This is a genomic window from Phenylobacterium sp. T106 (genome assembly GCF_057219735.1).
Genome location: NZ_JBXVWA010000005.1, coordinates 27111 through 43072 on the forward strand (window position 1 = coordinate 27111; position 15962 = coordinate 43072).

Genomic DNA, 15962 nt, shown 5'->3' on the forward strand with positions numbered 1-15962 from the left:
GTGGATTCTCCCACCGAGGGTGTTGTGGGGACCGCTCTACGCGGCGCACATGACACTTCGGCGAAGCTTTTGCGACAGTTCAATGACGGCCCCGACGGATCAGGTTATGGAGCCGCCGTTCGTCCCGCACAGCGATAGAGGTGCTCCGTGAACTGGTTCCAGGCGCTCATGCCCAAGGAGGGCCGGTTCTTCGACCTGTTCGAGAGCCACGCCGCCAAGCTGACGGCCGGCGCGAGCTCGCTTCGCAAGCTGCTCGAGGGGGGCCCGGAGACCCCGACCCATTGCGCGGCCGTGGCCGCGCACGAGGACGCCGCCGACGACGTCGCGCGCGAGGTGATGCTGATGGTCCGGCGGACCTTCATCACGCCGTTCGACCGGGCCGACATCATCGACCTGATCTCCTCGATGGACGACGCCATCGACCAGATGCACAAGACGGCCAAGGCCACCAGCCTGTTCGAGCAGACGTCGTTCCAGCCGCACATGCTGCAGCTGGGCGAGCTGATCGAGAAGACGGCGCTCCTGACCGCCGAGGCGGTGCCGCTGCTGCGCACCATGCGGGCGAACGCCGGGCGGCTGAACGAGATCACCGAACAGGTCCGGCGGCTCGAGGAGGAGAGCGACCACCTCTACGACGCGGGTGTCGCCGCGCTCTACAAGACGATCGGCCGGACCGACCCGATGGCCTACATCGTCGGCGCGGAGATATACGACCACCTCGAGAAGGTGGTGGACCGGTTCGAGGACGTGGCCAACCGGATCAGCGGCGTGCTGATCGAACATCTCTGAGCCTCGCCATGGACCTTGGCGGAGCCAGCCTGCTCGTCATCTTCCTGATCGGCGTGGCCCTGGCGTTCGATTTCCTGAACGGCCTGCACGACGCCGCCAACTCGATCGCGACGGTCGTGTCGACCCGCGTGCTCTCGCCGCGCGTGGCGGTGGCCTGGGCGGCGTTCTTCAACTTCATCGCCTTCCTGTTCTTCGGCCTCCACGTGGCCAACACGGTCGGCAAGGGCATCATCTCGGCCGACATCGTCTCGGACGCCGTGATCTTCGGGGCCCTGGGCGGCTCGATCAGCTGGAACGTGATCACCTGGCTGGCGGGGATCCCGTCGTCATCGTCCCATGCGCTGATCGGCGGACTGCTGGGCGCGGGGGTCACCAAGGCGGGCCTGGACGGCGTGGTCTGGTCCGGCGTGCTCAAGACGATGGCCGGGATCGTCGTCTCGCCTTCACTGGGCTTCGGGCTGGCCCTCGTGCTCGTCTTCATCGTCACCTGGCTGTTCGTGAAGGCGACGCCGTCGTTCGCGGACGCGACCTTCCGCAAGCTCCAGCTCGTTTCGGCCGCGATGTTCTCGCTGGGGCACGGTGGCAACGACGCCCAGAAGACGATGGGCATCATCGCGGTCCTGCTGTTCAGCCACGGCCATCTCGGCGCGGAGTTCCACGTGCCGTTCTGGGTGGTGATCAGCTGCCAGGCGGCGCTGGGACTCGGCACGCTCTTCGGTGGCTGGCGGATCGTGCACACCATGGGTTCAAAGATCACCCGCCTGTCGCCGCAGCAGGGGTTCTGCGCCGAGACCGGCGGCGCGATCACCATCTTCCTGGCCACGCACATCGGCGTGCCGATCTCGACCACCCACACGATCACCGGCGCCATCGTCGGCGTCGGGGCGTCGCGCCGGATGTCCGCGGTGCGCTGGGGCGTCGCGAGCCGGATCGTCTGGGCCTGGGTCATCACCCTGCCCGCCTCGGGCGTGATCGCCGCGGGCTTCTACCTGCTCGCGCGCCTCGCGGACCGGGCGCTCTAGCGGAGGACCGGGCGGCCGTCGGGCCCGACGATCCGGGACCACGACCTGCGGACCATGTCCTTCACCGCGGCGGGCATCGGCAGGTAGTCGAGCTGCACGGCCGCCGCGTCGCCGTTGCGGTACGCCCAGTCGAAGAAGGCCAGCACCTCGCGCCCCTTGGCCGCGTCCTCCTGCCGGTTCTTCACCAGGATGAACGTCGCGCCGGTGATCGGCCAGGCGCCGGCGCCGGGCTGGTCGAGCAGCAGGAGGTAGAAGCCCGGAGCCGCCTTCCAGTTGGCGTTGGCCGCCGCGGCGCTGAAGTTCGCGGCCGCCGGGGGCGCGTACGCGCCCGCCTTGTTCTGCAGGAGCGTCGTGGTGAGGCCGTTCTGTTTGGCGAAGGCGTATTCGACGTAGCCGATCGAGCCCGGCGTCTGCTTCACGTAGGCGGCGACGCCGTCATTGCCCTTCCCGCCCAGGCCCGTGGGCCACTTCACGGCGTCGTTCGCGCCGACCTCGCTCGCCCAGCGCGGCGCCTTCATCGCCAGGTACGAGGTGAACAGGAAGGTGGTGCCCGACCCGTCGGACCTGTGGACCACAGTGATGGGGAGGTTCGGGAGCGTGAGGCCGGGATTGTACCTGGCGATCAGCGGATCGTTCCAGCGCTTCACCACGCCCCTGAAGATGTCGGCGGTCAGGGCGCCGGTCAGCTTCAGCTGTCCGGACCGGACGCCAGGGATGTTGACCACCGGGACCACGCCGCCGATCACCGTGGGGAACATCGAGAAGCCGGCGCTGGCCAGGTCGTCCGGCTTGAGCGGCTTGTCGGTGGCGCCGAAGTCGACCGTCCCGGCCGTGATCTGGCGTATGCCGCCGCCCGAACCGATGGCTTGGTAGTTGAGTCGCGAGCCGGTCTGGGCGCGGTAGGTCTCCGCCCATTTGGCGTAAATGGGCGCCGGGAAGGTCGCGCCCGCGCCGGAGATGTCGGCGGCCTGGGCAGCCCCCGACAGGGCAAGCGCGGCCGCCGCAACGATCGCCCCGAGATGGCGGTTGAACATGGTGTCACCCCTGCTGCTCCGGGCGGCCCTCGCGCCCGTCCAGCGGGGTGTAGGAGTTCAATGCGAAGAGAGCGCGACAGTTGGACGTCAGGTCGGTGACACTGGGAGCGTCACGAATCTGTCGTCGTTCTTTTGCCGTTCCGTCGCATACGGGGGCTACAGACCGCCTGCTTTCCGCGTCGGCGTACGGCGCGACTCGAGAAGGACCCCGCCCATGACGCCGCTCTCGACCCGCGGGGCCGCCGCTGCGGCGTGCGCTGGACTTCTTCTCTGCGCAGCCGCCGGCCCGGCCATCGCCGCGCCGGCTTCGGCGACCGAGGCGAAGCTCCAGGCCATGCAGCGGCAGCTCGACGACATGCGGACCCAGCTCGACCAACTGCGAGCGGGCGGAACGACCGACCCGCGGCTCACCGCCATCCAGCAGCAGCTCGATGCGATGGCGACCCAGCTCGCCGAGATGAAGACCGGGCAGGAGACCGCCGCGACCGACATCGCGACGCTGAAGCTGCCGCCCGCCGCCAACGCCGTCACGGCGTCGCTGTCCAACGGCAAGCCCGCGCTCGCCACCACCGACGGCCGGTTCACCGCCAACATCCGCGCGATCCTGATGATGGACGGCGGCAAGTACTTCCAGGACGACAACCTGCCGGCGACGGTGACCAACCGGGACCTCAACGAGGGCGTGAACTTCCGCCGGGCGCGCATCGGCTTCGACGGGCGGCTGTTCGGCGACTTCGACTACGCGTTCGTCTACGAGTTCGGCGGCTCGGGCGCCGAGGAGGCCGGACGACTGTACGAGGCGGCGGTGACCTACACGGCCCTGAAGCCCTTCCGCCTGAAGGTTGGGGCCTTCGAGCCCAACGTGAACCTGGCGGCGGCCACCTCCACCAGCCAGATGCCGTTGCTGGAGCGGCCGGCGCCCGCCGAGGCCGCGCGCAACGTCGCCGCCGGCGACTCGCGGGTGGCGATCCAGCTCAGCGCCAACGACGCCTTCGGCAGCGAGACCGGCGTCGCGTGGCGGTGGTTCGCGGCGACGGCGTTCACGGGCAACACCCTGGGCGGCGCCCAGCAGTTCGACGAGCAGACCGGCTGGCTGGCCCGGGCCGCCCTCGCGCCATACAGCGGCGTGGACTGGCAGGCGCACATCGGCGCGAACGTCCAGTACGTGCTGCAGCCGAACGACGCGACGGGTCCCAACGGCGCCGGCCCGCGGTATCCGGTCCAGATCCGCGACCGGCCCGAGCTGCGCCTGGACGGGACGCGGCTGGTGGACACCGGGGCGATCGACGCCGAGGGCGCCCGGGTCTTCGGCGGCGAGGCGGCGCTCCAGATCAAGGGCCTGCTCGTCGAGGCCGAGGCCTTCCGCTACCGGATCGAGCGCCGCGCCAGCGCGCTGCCGGATCCCAGTTTCAAGGGCTGGTACGTCCAGGGCTCGTGGGTGCTGACGGGCGAGACGCGGCCCTACAACGCCACGGAGGCGCGGTTCGACGCGCCGAAGCAGACCTACACCTTCAATCCGGCGGCCGGGACCTGGGGCGCGTTCGAGCTGGCGGCGCGCTACTCGGTGCTGGACCTGAACTTCCGCGAGGGCGTGGCCGGCGCCGTCGGGCCGCTGGGCGCCGTCCGGGGCGGCGAGCAGAAGATCCTCAGCTTCGGGGCGAACTGGTACCTCAATCCGGCGATCCGGCTGATGCTGGACTACCAGCGCGTGGACATCGAGCGGCTGACCGCTGCGGGCGCGCAGGCCGGTCAGGCGTACGACGCCGTCGCCGCGCGGGCGCAGGTGACCTTCTAGGGAGCGTGCTGAGGCGGCCTCAGCCGGTCGCGGCGGCCCGCGGCGCCCGGCGGACCTCGACCACCCGCACCCTGGCCCCGTCGAGCACCAGCGCCAGCTCGCCGCGCTTCAGCTTCAGGGCGTCGGCGCCGAAGGCCTCCAGGCGCCAGCCCTTCAGCGCCGCCACGTCGGCGCCGTCGTCGTTGGCGATCTGCTCCAGGTCGGAGACGGTGGCGATCAGCTTGGAGGCCACGCCGGCTTCCTCGGCCCGGGCCTTCAGCAGCACCTTCAGCAGCTCGACGACCGCGCCGGCGGCCGGCGACGCCTGTTGCCGGGGCTTCTCGACGACCGGGGCGTAGCCCTCGGGGTCGCGCAGGGCCTCGCGGATCGCCGCCACCAGGTCGGGCCCGAAGCGCGAGCCGGAGAAGCCCTTGGGCACCGAGCGCAGGCGGTCCAGGCCGTCGGCGTCGGTCGGGGCCTGGGTGGCGATCTCGTCGATGGCCTCGTCCTTGAGGATCCGGCCGCGCGGCTGGTCGCGCAGCTGCGCCGTGCGCTCGCGCCAGGCGGCGACGGCGCGGTAGATGGCGAGGTACTTGGCGGTGTGCCGGCGCGGGCGCAGGCGCTTCCAGGCGTTCTCGGGCTCTACGTCGTAGTTGGCGGGCGCGGTCAGGTCGGCCATCTCGTCGGTGACCCAGGCGAGGCGCCCTTCCCGCTCCAGCCGCTCGCGCAGCATCGGGTAGAGCCGCGCCAGGTGCGTCACGTCGGCCAGCGCATAGGTGAGCTGGTTGTCGCTCAACGGCCGCCGGGCCCAGTCGGTGAACCGCGAGCTCTTGTCGAGCTCGATCTTCAGCATCTGGCGGACCAGCGCGTCATAGGCGATCTGTTCGCCGAACCCGGCCGCCATGCCCGCCACCTGGGTGTCGAACAGCGGCTTCGGCATGGCCTGCAGGTTGTTGAAGATTTCCACGTCCTGCCGGGCGGCGTGGAACACCTTCAGGATCTTCGGGTCGCGCAGGACGTCGAGGAAGGGGCCGAGGTCGATCCCGTCGGCGAGCGGGTCGATCACCGCCTCGGCCGAGGGCGCCGCCGCCTGGATCAGGCACAGCTTCGGCCAGTAGGTGGTCTCGCGCATGAACTCGGTGTCCACGGCGACGAACGGCTGGCCCTTGAGCTTGTCGCAAAAGGCCTGGAGTTCCGCAGTGGTGGTGATCGGCGTCATAAATCAGCTATAGCCCCGCGCGCGGCCGACTCCATACCTGGCCGCAACGGGCGCCTCTCTCGCACTTTCAAACCGGGTTCGTAAATGTCCGAACGGCCAAACGGTCTCACGTACGCGCAGGCGGGGGTGTCGATCGACGCCGGCAACGAGCTGGTCGAGCGGATCAAGCCGCTGGCCAAGTCCACGCGGCGGGCCGGATCCGAGCCCTCGCTGGGCGGCTTCGGCGCGCTCTTCGACCTCAGGGCCGCCGGCTACGCCGACCCGCTGCTGGTGACGACCACGGACGGCGTGGGCACCAAGCTGAAGGTCGCCATCGAGACGGGCCTGCACGGCACGGTGGGCGTCGACCTCGTCGGCATGTGCGTCAACGACCTGCTGGCTCAGGGCGCCGAGCCGCTGATGTTCCTGGACTACTACGCCACCGGTAAGCTCGACGTGGACGCGGCGGCGTCCGTGGTGGCGGGCATCGCCGAGGGCTGCCGGCAGGCGGGCTGCGCCCTGGTGGGCGGCGAGACGGCCGAGATGCCGGGAATGTACGCCGAGGGCGACTACGACATGGCCGGCTTCTGCGTGGGCGCCGTCGACCGCGACAAGGTGCTGCCCAGGCTGGGCGACCAGCGTCCGGGCGACGTGCTGGTGGCGCTGGGCTCGTCGGGTCCGCATTCCAACGGCTACTCGCTGATCCGGCGCATCGTCGAGCGCTCGGGACTGGCGTGGGACGCGCCCGCGCCGTTCGCCCATGGCCGCACGGTGGCCGAGGCGCTGCTGGAGCCGACGCGCATCTACATCCGCTCGGTGCTGCCGCAACTCAAGGCCGGCCGCGTGAAGGGCGTCGCCCACATCACCGGCGGCGGGCTGATCGAGAACCCGCCGCGCGCCATCGCCGAGGGCCTCGTTCCCCGCTTCGACTGGGACGCCTGGGCCCTGCCCCCGGTCTTCAACTGGCTGCAGCAGGCGGGCGGCGTCGCCGAGCACGAGATGCGCCGCACCTTCAACTGCGGCGTGGGCCTGGTGCTGGTCGTGGCGCCCGAAGACCTGCCCGCCGTGCTGGAGGGCCTGATCGCCGCCGGCGAGGAGGCCTTCGTCGCCGGCGAACTGGCCCCGGCCTGACGCGCCGCAGGCGCGGATCCGGGCGCCGCGGAATACGCGGAAGGACGCGGAAGCGCGCTGTGGCATCGGCAAGGCCCAGGGGTCTTCCGCGCCAAGCCGCATATTCCGCGGTCCGCTTGAAGACGTCCGCGCAAGCGACGATTGAGACGCCGTGGGATTCCTTCAGGCCGAAGGCCCGGATCGACCACGAATGAACACGAAGAACACGAATGGCCGCGGTGAGGCCCGGGTCCCATTCGTGTGCATTCGTGTTCATTCGTGGTTCGCATGAGCGACGGCTGCGCAGTCGCGGGCGCGGCTCGATTGAACCGCGAACCATCGCCAACCATCGCGAACAGCGTCCGTGAGGCGTCGGCGGCGGGGCCGCTCGGGCTGGTTGGCGTTGGTTCGCGATGGTTCGCGGTTCTCTTCTCGGCCTGGACCTTGGCGGCGGCCGCCAGGTCGCGCTTCAGCCGCGCCTTCAGGGCCAGGGCCTGGCGGTACGACCGGCGGCGCGCTGGTGGCTAGGAAGGTCGGGGATTTCGGGAGGCTGGTCGCGGACCGCCCTCTTCCGTCATCCCGGGTCTCCGCGCTCTTTCGAGCGCTGCGCCCGGGATGACGGGAGGGGGGCGCCTTACCTCCCCCGCGAAGCGGCGGGAGGGGGACCGCTCGCCGAGGCGCAGCCGAAGAGCGAGGGGTGGAGGGGGCGAGCGGCCGGCACTGCGGAACGATCAGCCGTGGTTGGCTCAGCGGCTGAGGCTCGCCCCCCTCCACCCCCCGCTCACCGGCTGGCTCGCGCCGGCCTCGGCGGGGCGGTCCCCCTCCCGCCGTCGCGGCCGCGTCGGGGGAGGTAAGAACGCGTTCTGCTCTCCGAGGCGCGCTTGAATTGTGGAGGCGTGGGACCACATCGGGGGCCTGGGCGTTGGGGAGCGGCAACCCACGGCGGCCTTGGGCCTCCGGCAGACGCGAGCGCTCATGAAGGTCGTCCTTGCCCTCCCCCTGCTCCTCGTCCTGGCGGCGTGCGCCAGCACGCCCCGGCCGGCCGGACAGCTGTCGTCGTACGACGGCTTGAAGACGCGCGAGGGCGGCCTGCGCACAGGCCTCGCCGAGCGCCGGATCGAGGCCCCGCTGGCGCGCGTGCGGATCGAGCCCACCGTCGTCGCCGAGACCAAGGGCACTGCCTGGCTTTCCGAGGCCGAGCGCGAGCTGCTGATCCGCGAGGCTGACGCCCAGCTCTGCTTCGAGTTCTCGGAGCGGTACGAGATCGTCGAGCCGCCGGCCCCGGCGGACGCCCGGGTGCGGGCCGTGATCACCCGCGTGGCGCCCACCGGTCGCGTGGGCTCGGCGCTCTCGGCCGCCTCGGGCTTCTTCATCCCGGGACCGCTCGGCCTGCGTGTGCCGGGCGCGCTCGGCGGACTGGCGGCCGAGGCCGAGGTGGTCGACGCGCAAGGCCGGCAGCTCGCGGCGCTGGTCTGGACCCGCAACGCCCAGCCCGTCGGCACCGACAACCCCTCGCTGAGCCGCCTGGGGGACGCGCTCCAGTTCATCGAGCCGTTCGCGGACGCCGCGGCGGCCACGGCCACGCCCAAGGGCCACAAGAGCCGCCGGATTGGCGACGACGACCCCTGCAAGGCCTACGGTCCGCGGATTCGCCCCGAAGGCTGGCTGGCGAAGTTCGCCACCGGCCTGTACGTTCCGGCCCTGAGCGGCGCGAAGGCCGACGCCGCGGCGGTGGCGCCGGACAACCCCGAACCCCGATAGGCGTCATGGATCGAGCCCGCCCCGGACGCGTTCCCCGCCCATGAAGCTTCGCCGGATCCTCGTTCCCGCCGCCCTGGCGCTGGCGCTCGCCGCGCCGGCCCTCCAGGGCACCCTCGACCTGGGCCTCTCGGCGTCGGAGTTCGCCGGCGACGGCGAGGCGACCCTGCGCGCAGCGCCCTACGCCTTCGGCATCTGGAGCCTGATCTATGCGGCGCTGGCGGCCTATGCAGTCTGGCAGGCCCTGCCGCGCCAGCGCGACGACCAGTGGCTGGACCGCATCGCCGGGCCGGCGGCCATCGCGATCGCGGGTTGCGGGGTCTGGATCATCGTCTCGTCCGCCGACTGGAAATGGACCAGCGTGGTGGTGATCCTCGGCTCCGCAGCGGCCGCGATCACCGCGGTGGCGCGCGGCAGCCGGGACGCGCCGCCCTCACGGCTGCACCGCTGGCTGGCGCTGTGGCCGCTGGGCCTGCTGGCGGGCTGGCTCACCACGGCCTCGGCGCTCAACCTGCTGACGGTGGCGACGGCGCGGGGCCTTATCGACGCGTCGACCGCGGCAGGCGCCGCCCTGGCCGGGATCCTCGCCGTGGTCGTCACCGCCGCCGCCGTGCTGTGGCGCACCCGCGTGGCGATCTACGGCCTGCCGATCGCCTGGGGCCTGGTCGCCGTGGGCGTCGCGGAGCAGGCCGGCAAGCCGGCGATCTCGATGGCCGCCTTCGTCGCCGCCGGCGTCGTGGCCGTCATGGCCCTGCTGGCGCTGCGGGGCCGCGGAGCCGCGAAGCCAGCGCCAGGGCTGGAGGCCCACGGCGCCCGCTGAGGCCGCCCCGCCCGCATAGCCGTCGCGCATACGCCCATGCCACCGGCGCGACGGAGCACGCTTCGGGCTGCGCGCCCGCCCTGGCAGAGTGGATCGGTTGGAGCGGAGGGGAGCCGATGGACAGCCTCGAACGGTTGCTGATCGAGCGCGAATGCGAGCGGCTGGTGACTCTGTACTGCCACCTGATCGACCATGGCGAGGCCGCCAAGGTGGGCGACCTGTTCGCCGAAGACGGGGTGTGGGCCTCGGCCGAGCAGACGATGACGGGCCGCGACGGCGTCACCCGGGGCTTCACCAACCGGCAGAACAACACGGGCCGCATGTCGCGCCACATCTGCAACAACCTGCTGATCGACGTGATCGACGAGCACCATGCCCAGGGCGTGGTCTACCTGACCCTGCACCGCCACGACGGCGAGCCCGGACGGCGCACCTCGCCGATCGGCGCGCCGACGCTGGTGGGCGAGTACCGCGACACCTTCGTGAAGACGGCCGACGGTTGGCGCTTCCAGCGTCGCGACGTCACCGCCAACTTCGTCTGAGCGGGCCGGCATGACGGAGGCGCGCATCTTCCGCGAGCGGCACCTGGGCGAGGTGTTCATCGTCACCGGCGCCGGCAGCGGCATCGGGGCGGCTGCGGCCCGGCGACTGGCGCTGGAGGGCGCGGCCGTGACGGTGGCCGACGTGCGCGGCGCGACCGCGCAGGCCGTGGCCGACGAGATCGCCGCGGCGGGAGGCCGGGCCCTGGCGGTCACCTGCGACGTGTCGCGCGAGGCGGACGTGGCCCAGATGGTCCAGGCCAGCCAGGCGCGGTTCGGCAAGCTGTCGGGCCTGTTCGCCAACGCCGGGACGGCCGGGCGCGGCTGGATCCACGAGACGGCCCTGGAGGACTGGCAGCGCGTGCTGTCGGTCAACCTGAACGGGCCGTTCCTGTGCGCCAAGCACGTGCTTCCCCACCTGCTGGCCGCCGGCAAGGGCGTGATCGTGACCACCGGCTCCATCGCCTCGGTGGTGATCGGCGGCGCGGGTTCGGCCGCCAGCTACGCCGCCAGCAAGGGCGGGGTGCTGCAGCTCACGCGGCAGATCGCCGTGGACTATGGCCCGCAGGGGATCCGGGCCGCCTGCGTGTGCCCCGGCGCGGTGCGCAGCAACATGGGCGCGAACGCCAGCGAGGATCGCCAGCGCGACGCCACCCCCGCCAGCACGCCCCTGCCCCGCGCGCCGCACTGGACGCCGATGCAGCGCGCCTCGTCGCCGGACGAGATCGCGGCGGTGGTGTCGTTCCTGCTGTCGGACGAGGCGTCGTTCATCACCGGCAGCGCCGTGTTCGCGGACGGCGGGCTGCTGGCGATCTAGAACCCCTGCTCACCATCCGCTCATCCCGGCGAATGCCGGGATCCAGATGCAATGGCTCAGAAGCGGGCTCCAGAGCCTCGGAGCCCCTCCAATCGTGAGCCGGCGTGTGGGTCTCCCGGCTTTCGCCGGGACGATCGGAAGCTCTTGGAGCCCCGAGGCGTCGTGCGCGAGCCCTGATCCGCGCGGACGCCGAAGGCGGCCGTCCGTGTTTTCCGTGGTCCCGAGCCGGGCTCTCCGGCCCAGGCTACCTCAGCGACGCGTTGATCCGCTCGAGCGCGGCCTGTCCGGGAACCAGCTCGGCCTCGCCCAGCTGGTTGAGCGGGGTAGCCACGGTTCCCACCGCGTCGTGCAGGTCGCCCGCGGCGGGGTCGACGAACAGCAGGCCGGTGACGATCTGCCCCCGCGCCTGCCGGGCCTGGAGGTAGCCCAGGGCCTGGGCGCGGCTGTTGGGGTTGTAGAGGTCGTTCAGCTTGTGCAGCGACAGGATGGAGCCGTCGTGCTGCTGGACCCGCACCGTCTCGCCCGGGCGGTAGTCGACGTGGATCGGATCACGCGGGGTGATGACGTCGAGCCTATTCACCGCCTCGTTGTGCTCGCGTACGTAGTCAAAGCTCTTGGTCGAGCCCGGGTGGTTGTTGAACTGCACACAGGGGCTGATGCAGTCGATGAAGGCGGCGCCCTTGTGGGCGAGGCCGGCCTTGATGAGCGGGACCAGCTGCTCCTTGTCGCCCGAGAACGAGCGGGCCACGAAGGTGGCGCCCATCTGCAGCGCCAGGCTCACCATGTCGATGCCGGCGTCGGTGTTGACGACCCCGCGCTTGGATTTCGAGCCGCGGTCGGAGGTGGCCGAGAACTGGCCCTTGGTGAGGCCATACACGCCGTTGTTCTCGACGATGTAGAGCATGTTCACGCCGCGCCGGATGGCGTGGGCGAACTGGCCGAGGCCGATGGACGCGGAGTCGCCGTCGCCCGAGACGCCCAGGTAGATGAGGTCGCGGTTGGCCAGGTTGGCGCCGGTCAGCACCGAGGGCATGCGGCCATGGACGGTGTTGAAGCCGTGGGAGTTGCCCAGGAAGTAGTCCGGCGTCTTCGACGAGCAGCCGATGCCCGAGAGCTTGGCCACGCGGTGCGGCGGCAGCTCGAGCTCGAAGCAGGCCTGGATGATGGACGCCGAGATGGAGTCGTGGCCGCAGCCGGCGCAGAGCGTCGAGACCGAGCCCTCGTAGTCGCGGCGCGTGTAGCCCAGGCCATTGGTGGGCAGCTTCGGGTGATGCAGCTGGGGCTTGAGGATGTAGGTCATTCGGCGGCCTCGATCTGGCCCACGGCCATGCGGCTGGCGATGGCTCCGGCGATGAACCGCGCCGTGATCGGCGTGCCGTCGTAGTGCAGCACGGAGACCAGCTTGGCCGGGTCGACGTCGCCCTCGGTCATCAGCAGGGTGCGCAGCTGGGCGTCGCGGTTCTGCTCCACGAGGAACACGCGGTCGTGGCTCTCGATGAAGCTCATGACCTCGTCGGCGAAGGGGAAGGCGCGGATGCGCAAGGCGTCGAGGCGGCGGCCCTGGGCCTCCAGCATCTCCAGCGCCTCGTCCATGGCCGGGGTGGTGGAGCCGAAGTAGATGACGCCGTCGCGGGTCTGGCCCTTGGCGCGCCGCAGGATGGGCGCCGGCGCGAGCGACTTCGCCGTCTCGAACTTGCGGAGCAGGCGCTCCATGTTGTCGACGTAGACCGCGCCCTCCTCGGAGTAGCGCGCATAGGGGTTCCGCGAGGTGCCGCGGGTGAAGTAGCCGCCCTTGGTGGGGTGGGTTCCGGGATAGGTCCGGTACGGGATGCCGTCGCCGTCCACCTCCTTGTAGCGGCCGAAGTCGGCGCCTGCGTCCAGCATCTCGGCGGTCATGACCTTGCCGCGGTCGAGCTTGCGGCTGTCGTCCCACTGGAAGGGCTTCGTCAGCCACTCGTTCATGCCGATGTCGAGGTCGAGCATCACGAAGACGGTGGTCTGCAGGCGGTCGGCCAGGTCGAACGCCAGGGCGCCCATCTCGAAGCACTCGCCCGGGTCGGCGGGGAGCAGCATCGGGTGCTTGCTGTCGCCGTGGCCGGCGTAGGCGGCGGCCAGGAGGTCGGCCTGCTGGGTGCGCGTGGGCATGCCCGTGGAGGGCCCGCCGCGCTGTACGTCGAAGATTACCGCCGGGATCTCGGCGAAGTAACTGAGGCCGATGAACTCGGTCATCAGGCTGACGCCCGGGCCCGAGGTGGCGGTGAAGGCGCGGCAGCCGTTCCAGCCGGCGCCCACGACGATGCCGATCGAGGCGATCTCGTCCTCGGCCTGGACGATGGCGTAGCGCGACTTGCCGGTGTCCGGGTCGACCCGCAGCTCCTGGCAGTAGGCGGTGAACGCCTCGGCCAGCGAGGTCGACGGCGTGATCGGGTACCAGGCGCAGACGGTGGCGCCGCCGTAGACCGCGCCCAGGGCGGCGGCCTGGTTGCCTTCGACATAGATGCGGTCGCCGACGCCATCGGCGCGGCGGACCTGCAGGGGCAGCGGCGCCAGCTGCTTCTGCACGTACGAGAGGCCCATGTGCAGGGCCTCGATGTTGGCCTTGATCAGCCGATCCTTGCCGGCGAAGTCGTCGCGGATGAGGCTCTCGACCGCCTCGGCTTCGATGCCAAGAAGTCCCGCCAACGCCCCGACATATATGATGTTCTTGAACAGCTGACGCTCGCGCGGCAGCTCATAGGCCTCGTTGCACATAGCCGTTAGCGGCACGCCGACGACGGTGATGTCGTCGCGGAAGCGGCTGGGCGGGATGGGCTTGGTGGAGTCGTAGAACAGGAAGCCGCCGGGCTCGATCTCGGCCACGTCGCGGTCCCAGGTCTGCGGGTTCATGGCGACCATCAGATCGACGCCGCCGCGGCGGCCCAGGTGGCCAGCCTCGGTGATCCGCACCTCGTACCAGGTGGGCAGGCCCTGGATGTTCGACGGGAAGATGTTGCGCGCCGCCACCGGCACGCCCATGCGCATCACCGAGCGGGCGAACATGCCGTTGGCGCTGGCCGAGCCCGATCCGTTGACGTTGGCGAACTTCACGACGAAGTCGTTGATCCGCGCCCCCTTCTGGGCGGCGAGGGCCTGCTGCGAGGCTACCGGCTCAGGCATTGCGGCCCCGCGTGCGTCATCTCGAGATAGAACTTCTGCATGTCCCAGGCGCCGGTCGGGCACCGCTCGGCGCAGAGGCCGCAGTGCAGGCAGACGTCCTCGTCCTTGGCCATCACCCGCCCGGTGCCGGGCAGCTTGCCCGAGACGTAGAGGTCCTGCGTCAGGTTGAGCGCGGGCGCCTTCAGCCGTCCGCGCAGGTCGGCCTCGCCCTCGGCGCTTTCGGCGGCGTCCTCGGTGAAGGTGATGCAGTCCATGGGACAGATGTCGACGCAGGCGTCGCACTCGATGCACAGCTTGTCGGCGAAGACGGTCTGCACGTCGCAGTTCAGGCAGCGCTGGGCCTCCTTCAGACCCAACTCGCGGTCGAAGCCCAGTTCGACCTCGAGGCGCACGTCCGACAGCGCCTCCTTCTTGTCGCGCATCGGCACGCGGTAGCGGTTGTCGTTGGAGACGTCGTTGTCGTAGCTCCACTCGTGAATGCCCATCTTCTGGCTCACGAGCGTGGCGCCGGGCGGCGGGCGGACGGCGACGTCCTCGCCGTGGCAGAACTTGTGGATCGAGACGGCCGCCTCGTGGCCGTGCGCCACGGCCCAGATGATGTTCTTGGGCCCGAAGGCCGCGTCGCCGCCGAAGAAGACGTTGGGCAGAGTGGACTGGAAGGTGGCGGGGTCGACCTTGGGCATATGCCACTCGTCGAACTCCAGGCCGATGTCGTCCTCGATCCAGGGGAAGGCGTTCTCCTGGCCCACGGCCACCAGCACGTCGTCGCAGGGGTAGTGCTCGTCGGGCTCCCCCGTGGGCATGAGCTTGCGGCGGCCCTTCTCGTCGAACACGGCCTCGACCACTTCGAAGACCACGCCGGTGAGCCGGCCGTCCTCGTGGGTGAAGGCCTTGGGCACCCGCATGTTGATGATCGGGATGTCCTCGTGCATGGCGTCCTCCTTCTCCCAGGGGGACGCCTTCATCTCCTCGAAGCCGGAGCGCACGATCACCTTCACGTCCTCGCCGCCGAGGCGGCGCGAGGTGCGGCAGCAGTCCATGGCGGTATTGCCGCCGCCCAGCACGATGACGCGCCGGCCGATGCGGTCGATGTGCCCGAACGAGACGTTCGAGAGCCAGTCGATGCCGATGTGGATGTTGGCCGCCGCCTCCTGGCGGCCGGGGATGTCGAGGTCGCGGCCGCGCGGCGCGCCCGAGCCCACGAACACGGCGTCGTAGCCGTCGGCCAGCATGGCCTTCAGGCTATCGACCCGCTGCCCCAAACGCATGTCGATGCCGCCGAGGCCGGTGATGTAGCCCACCTCCTCGTCGATCACCTCCTCCGGCAGGCGGAAGCGGGGGATCTGGCTGCGGATCATGCCGGCCGACTTCGACTCGCCGTCGAAGACGGTGATCTCGTAGCCCAGCGGGGCCAGGTCGCGGGCCACGGTCAGGGACGCGGGCCCCGCGCCCACCAGGGCGATGCGCTTGCCGTTGGGCGCGGCGGCCGGCGGCGGAAGGCGCGCGGTGATGTCGGGCTTGTTGTCGGCCGCGACCCGCTTCAGCCGGCAGATCGCCACCGGCTCGTCCTCGACCCGGCCGCGCCGGCAGGCCGGCTCGCAGGGGCGATCGCACGTGCGCCCCAGGACGCCCGGGAAGACGTTGGACTTCCAGTTGATCATGTAGGCGTCGCCGTAGCGGCCTTCGGCGATCAGGCGGATGTACTCGGGGACCGGCGTATGGGCCGGACAGGCCCACTGGCAATCGACGACCTTGTGGAAATAGTCGGCGCCAGGCTCACGCGTGCGCTGCAAAACTCGCTTCCTTCCTGGAGCGCTCTACTCCCGGAGACGCAAAGTCATCCCCTGCCCCCGCAGGGTTGGCCCCGCCGCCCCGACGCGGCGCTGAGGGTCCCAAGGTAGGCCCTGCACGTTGGGTAAGCCAACCGATTCCCTTGCGGGCTATC

The 15962-nt window shown here is 70.8% G+C and carries 13 protein-coding genes; 8 read left to right on the forward strand and 5 right to left on the reverse strand.

Features of this window, described 5'->3' with window-relative positions; translation table 11 throughout:
• The first annotated feature begins 147 nt into the window (after nt 1-147).
• Together AC2D8W_RS12860 and AC2D8W_RS12865 are read left to right on the forward strand one after the other, a co-directional pair.
• Nucleotides 148-789, forward strand: coding sequence for a DUF47 domain-containing protein (locus AC2D8W_RS12860; RefSeq protein ID WP_484671869.1), 642 nt, complete (start codon nt 148-150; stop codon nt 787-789).
• 8 nt (nt 790-797) lie between these two features.
• Nucleotides 798-1811 (forward strand): anion permease, encoded by a 1014-nt coding sequence (locus AC2D8W_RS12865; RefSeq protein WP_484671870.1) that lies wholly within the window; start codon nt 798-800, stop codon nt 1809-1811.
• On the opposite strand, the gene pstS is transcribed toward AC2D8W_RS12865, so the two are convergent.
• Nucleotides 1808-2845, reverse strand: a complete 1038-nt coding sequence (gene pstS, locus AC2D8W_RS12870) for a phosphate ABC transporter substrate-binding protein PstS (RefSeq protein WP_484671871.1) — start codon at nt 2843-2845, stop codon at nt 1808-1810. The genes AC2D8W_RS12865 and pstS overlap by 4 nt on opposite strands.
• 214 nt (nt 2846-3059) lie before the next feature.
• Here pstS and AC2D8W_RS12875 point away from each other — a divergent pair, with 214 nt between their 5' ends.
• The gene (locus AC2D8W_RS12875) at nt 3060-4640 is read left to right on the forward strand and encodes an OprO/OprP family phosphate-selective porin (RefSeq protein WP_484671872.1); all 1581 of its coding nucleotides are present in this window, start codon (nt 3060-3062) and stop codon (nt 4638-4640) included.
• Nucleotides 4641-4659: 19 nt separating this feature from the next.
• Here AC2D8W_RS12875 and rnd read toward each other — a convergent pair whose 3' ends face one another.
• Complete coding sequence (gene rnd, locus AC2D8W_RS12880; protein ID WP_484671873.1) at nt 4660-5838, reverse strand: ribonuclease D; 1179 nt, start codon at nt 5836-5838, stop codon at nt 4660-4662.
• An 84-nt stretch (nt 5839-5922) separates the two neighbouring features.
• Here rnd and purM point away from each other — a divergent pair, with 84 nt between their 5' ends.
• From purM to AC2D8W_RS12905, 5 genes are all read left to right on the forward strand, one after another.
• Complete coding sequence (gene purM / locus AC2D8W_RS12885) at nt 5923-6948, forward strand: phosphoribosylformylglycinamidine cyclo-ligase (RefSeq protein ID WP_484671874.1); 1026 nt, start codon at nt 5923-5925, stop codon at nt 6946-6948.
• 954 nt (nt 6949-7902) lie between these two features.
• A complete protein-coding gene (locus AC2D8W_RS12890) occupies nt 7903-8688 on the forward strand; it encodes a DUF3313 domain-containing protein (RefSeq protein WP_484671875.1) in 786 nt (261 codons plus the stop codon).
• Between the two features lie 40 nt (nt 8689-8728).
• Complete coding sequence (locus tag AC2D8W_RS12895) at nt 8729-9505, forward strand: hypothetical protein (RefSeq protein WP_484671876.1); 777 nt, start codon at nt 8729-8731, stop codon at nt 9503-9505.
• A gap of 116 nt (nt 9506-9621) precedes the next feature.
• Nucleotides 9622-10047 carry a nuclear transport factor 2 family protein gene (locus tag AC2D8W_RS12900; protein WP_293482691.1) on the forward strand — a complete coding sequence of 142 codons (426 nt, stop codon included), beginning with the start codon at nt 9622-9624 and terminating at the stop codon, nt 10045-10047.
• A gap of 10 nt (nt 10048-10057) precedes the next feature.
• Complete coding sequence (locus AC2D8W_RS12905) at nt 10058-10861, forward strand: SDR family NAD(P)-dependent oxidoreductase (protein WP_484671877.1); 804 nt, start codon at nt 10058-10060, stop codon at nt 10859-10861.
• A gap of 244 nt (nt 10862-11105) precedes the next feature.
• Here AC2D8W_RS12905 and AC2D8W_RS12910 read toward each other — a convergent pair whose 3' ends face one another.
• From AC2D8W_RS12910 to AC2D8W_RS12920, 3 genes are read right to left on the reverse strand one after another with little or no spacing between them, the layout of a single operon-like run.
• Nucleotides 11106-12161, reverse strand: coding sequence for a 2-oxoacid:ferredoxin oxidoreductase subunit beta (locus tag AC2D8W_RS12910; RefSeq protein ID WP_484671878.1), 1056 nt, complete (start codon nt 12159-12161; stop codon nt 11106-11108).
• Entirely contained in the window at nt 12158-14017 is a 1860-nt protein-coding gene (locus AC2D8W_RS12915) for a 2-oxoacid:acceptor oxidoreductase subunit alpha (protein WP_293482695.1), read from the reverse strand. Before AC2D8W_RS12915 ends, AC2D8W_RS12910 begins: the two co-directional genes overlap by 4 nt.
• Entirely contained in the window at nt 14002-15810 is a 1809-nt protein-coding gene (locus tag AC2D8W_RS12920; protein ID WP_484671879.1) for an FAD-dependent oxidoreductase, read from the reverse strand. Before AC2D8W_RS12920 ends, AC2D8W_RS12915 begins: the two co-directional genes overlap by 16 nt.
• Nucleotides 15811-15962 lie beyond the last annotated feature (152 nt).

What these genes read in the sequence shown, in the direction of transcription:
- AC2D8W_RS12865 (WP_484671870.1), top strand. Translation starts at nt 798, where the DNA reads ATGGACCTTGGCGGAGCCAGCCTGCTCGTCATCTTCCTGATCGGCGTG.
- pstS (WP_484671871.1), bottom strand. Translation starts at nt 2,845, where the DNA reads ATGTTCAACCGCCATCTCGGGGCGATCGTTGCGGCGGCCGCGCTTGCC.
- AC2D8W_RS12875 (WP_484671872.1), top strand. Translation starts at nt 3,060, where the DNA reads ATGACGCCGCTCTCGACCCGCGGGGCCGCCGCTGCGGCGTGCGCTGGA.
- rnd (WP_484671873.1), bottom strand. Translation starts at nt 5,838, where the DNA reads ATGACGCCGATCACCACCACTGCGGAACTCCAGGCCTTTTGCGACAAG.
- purM (WP_484671874.1), top strand. Translation starts at nt 5,923, where the DNA reads ATGTCCGAACGGCCAAACGGTCTCACGTACGCGCAGGCGGGGGTGTCG.
- AC2D8W_RS12890 (WP_484671875.1), top strand. Translation starts at nt 7,903, where the DNA reads ATGAAGGTCGTCCTTGCCCTCCCCCTGCTCCTCGTCCTGGCGGCGTGC.
- AC2D8W_RS12895 (WP_484671876.1), top strand. Translation starts at nt 8,729, where the DNA reads ATGAAGCTTCGCCGGATCCTCGTTCCCGCCGCCCTGGCGCTGGCGCTC.
- AC2D8W_RS12900 (WP_293482691.1), top strand. Translation starts at nt 9,622, where the DNA reads ATGGACAGCCTCGAACGGTTGCTGATCGAGCGCGAATGCGAGCGGCTG.
- AC2D8W_RS12905 (WP_484671877.1), top strand. Translation starts at nt 10,058, where the DNA reads ATGACGGAGGCGCGCATCTTCCGCGAGCGGCACCTGGGCGAGGTGTTC.
- AC2D8W_RS12910 (WP_484671878.1), bottom strand. Translation starts at nt 12,161, where the DNA reads ATGACCTACATCCTCAAGCCCCAGCTGCATCACCCGAAGCTGCCCACC.
- AC2D8W_RS12915 (WP_293482695.1), bottom strand. Translation starts at nt 14,017, where the DNA reads ATGCCTGAGCCGGTAGCCTCGCAGCAGGCCCTCGCCGCCCAGAAGGGG.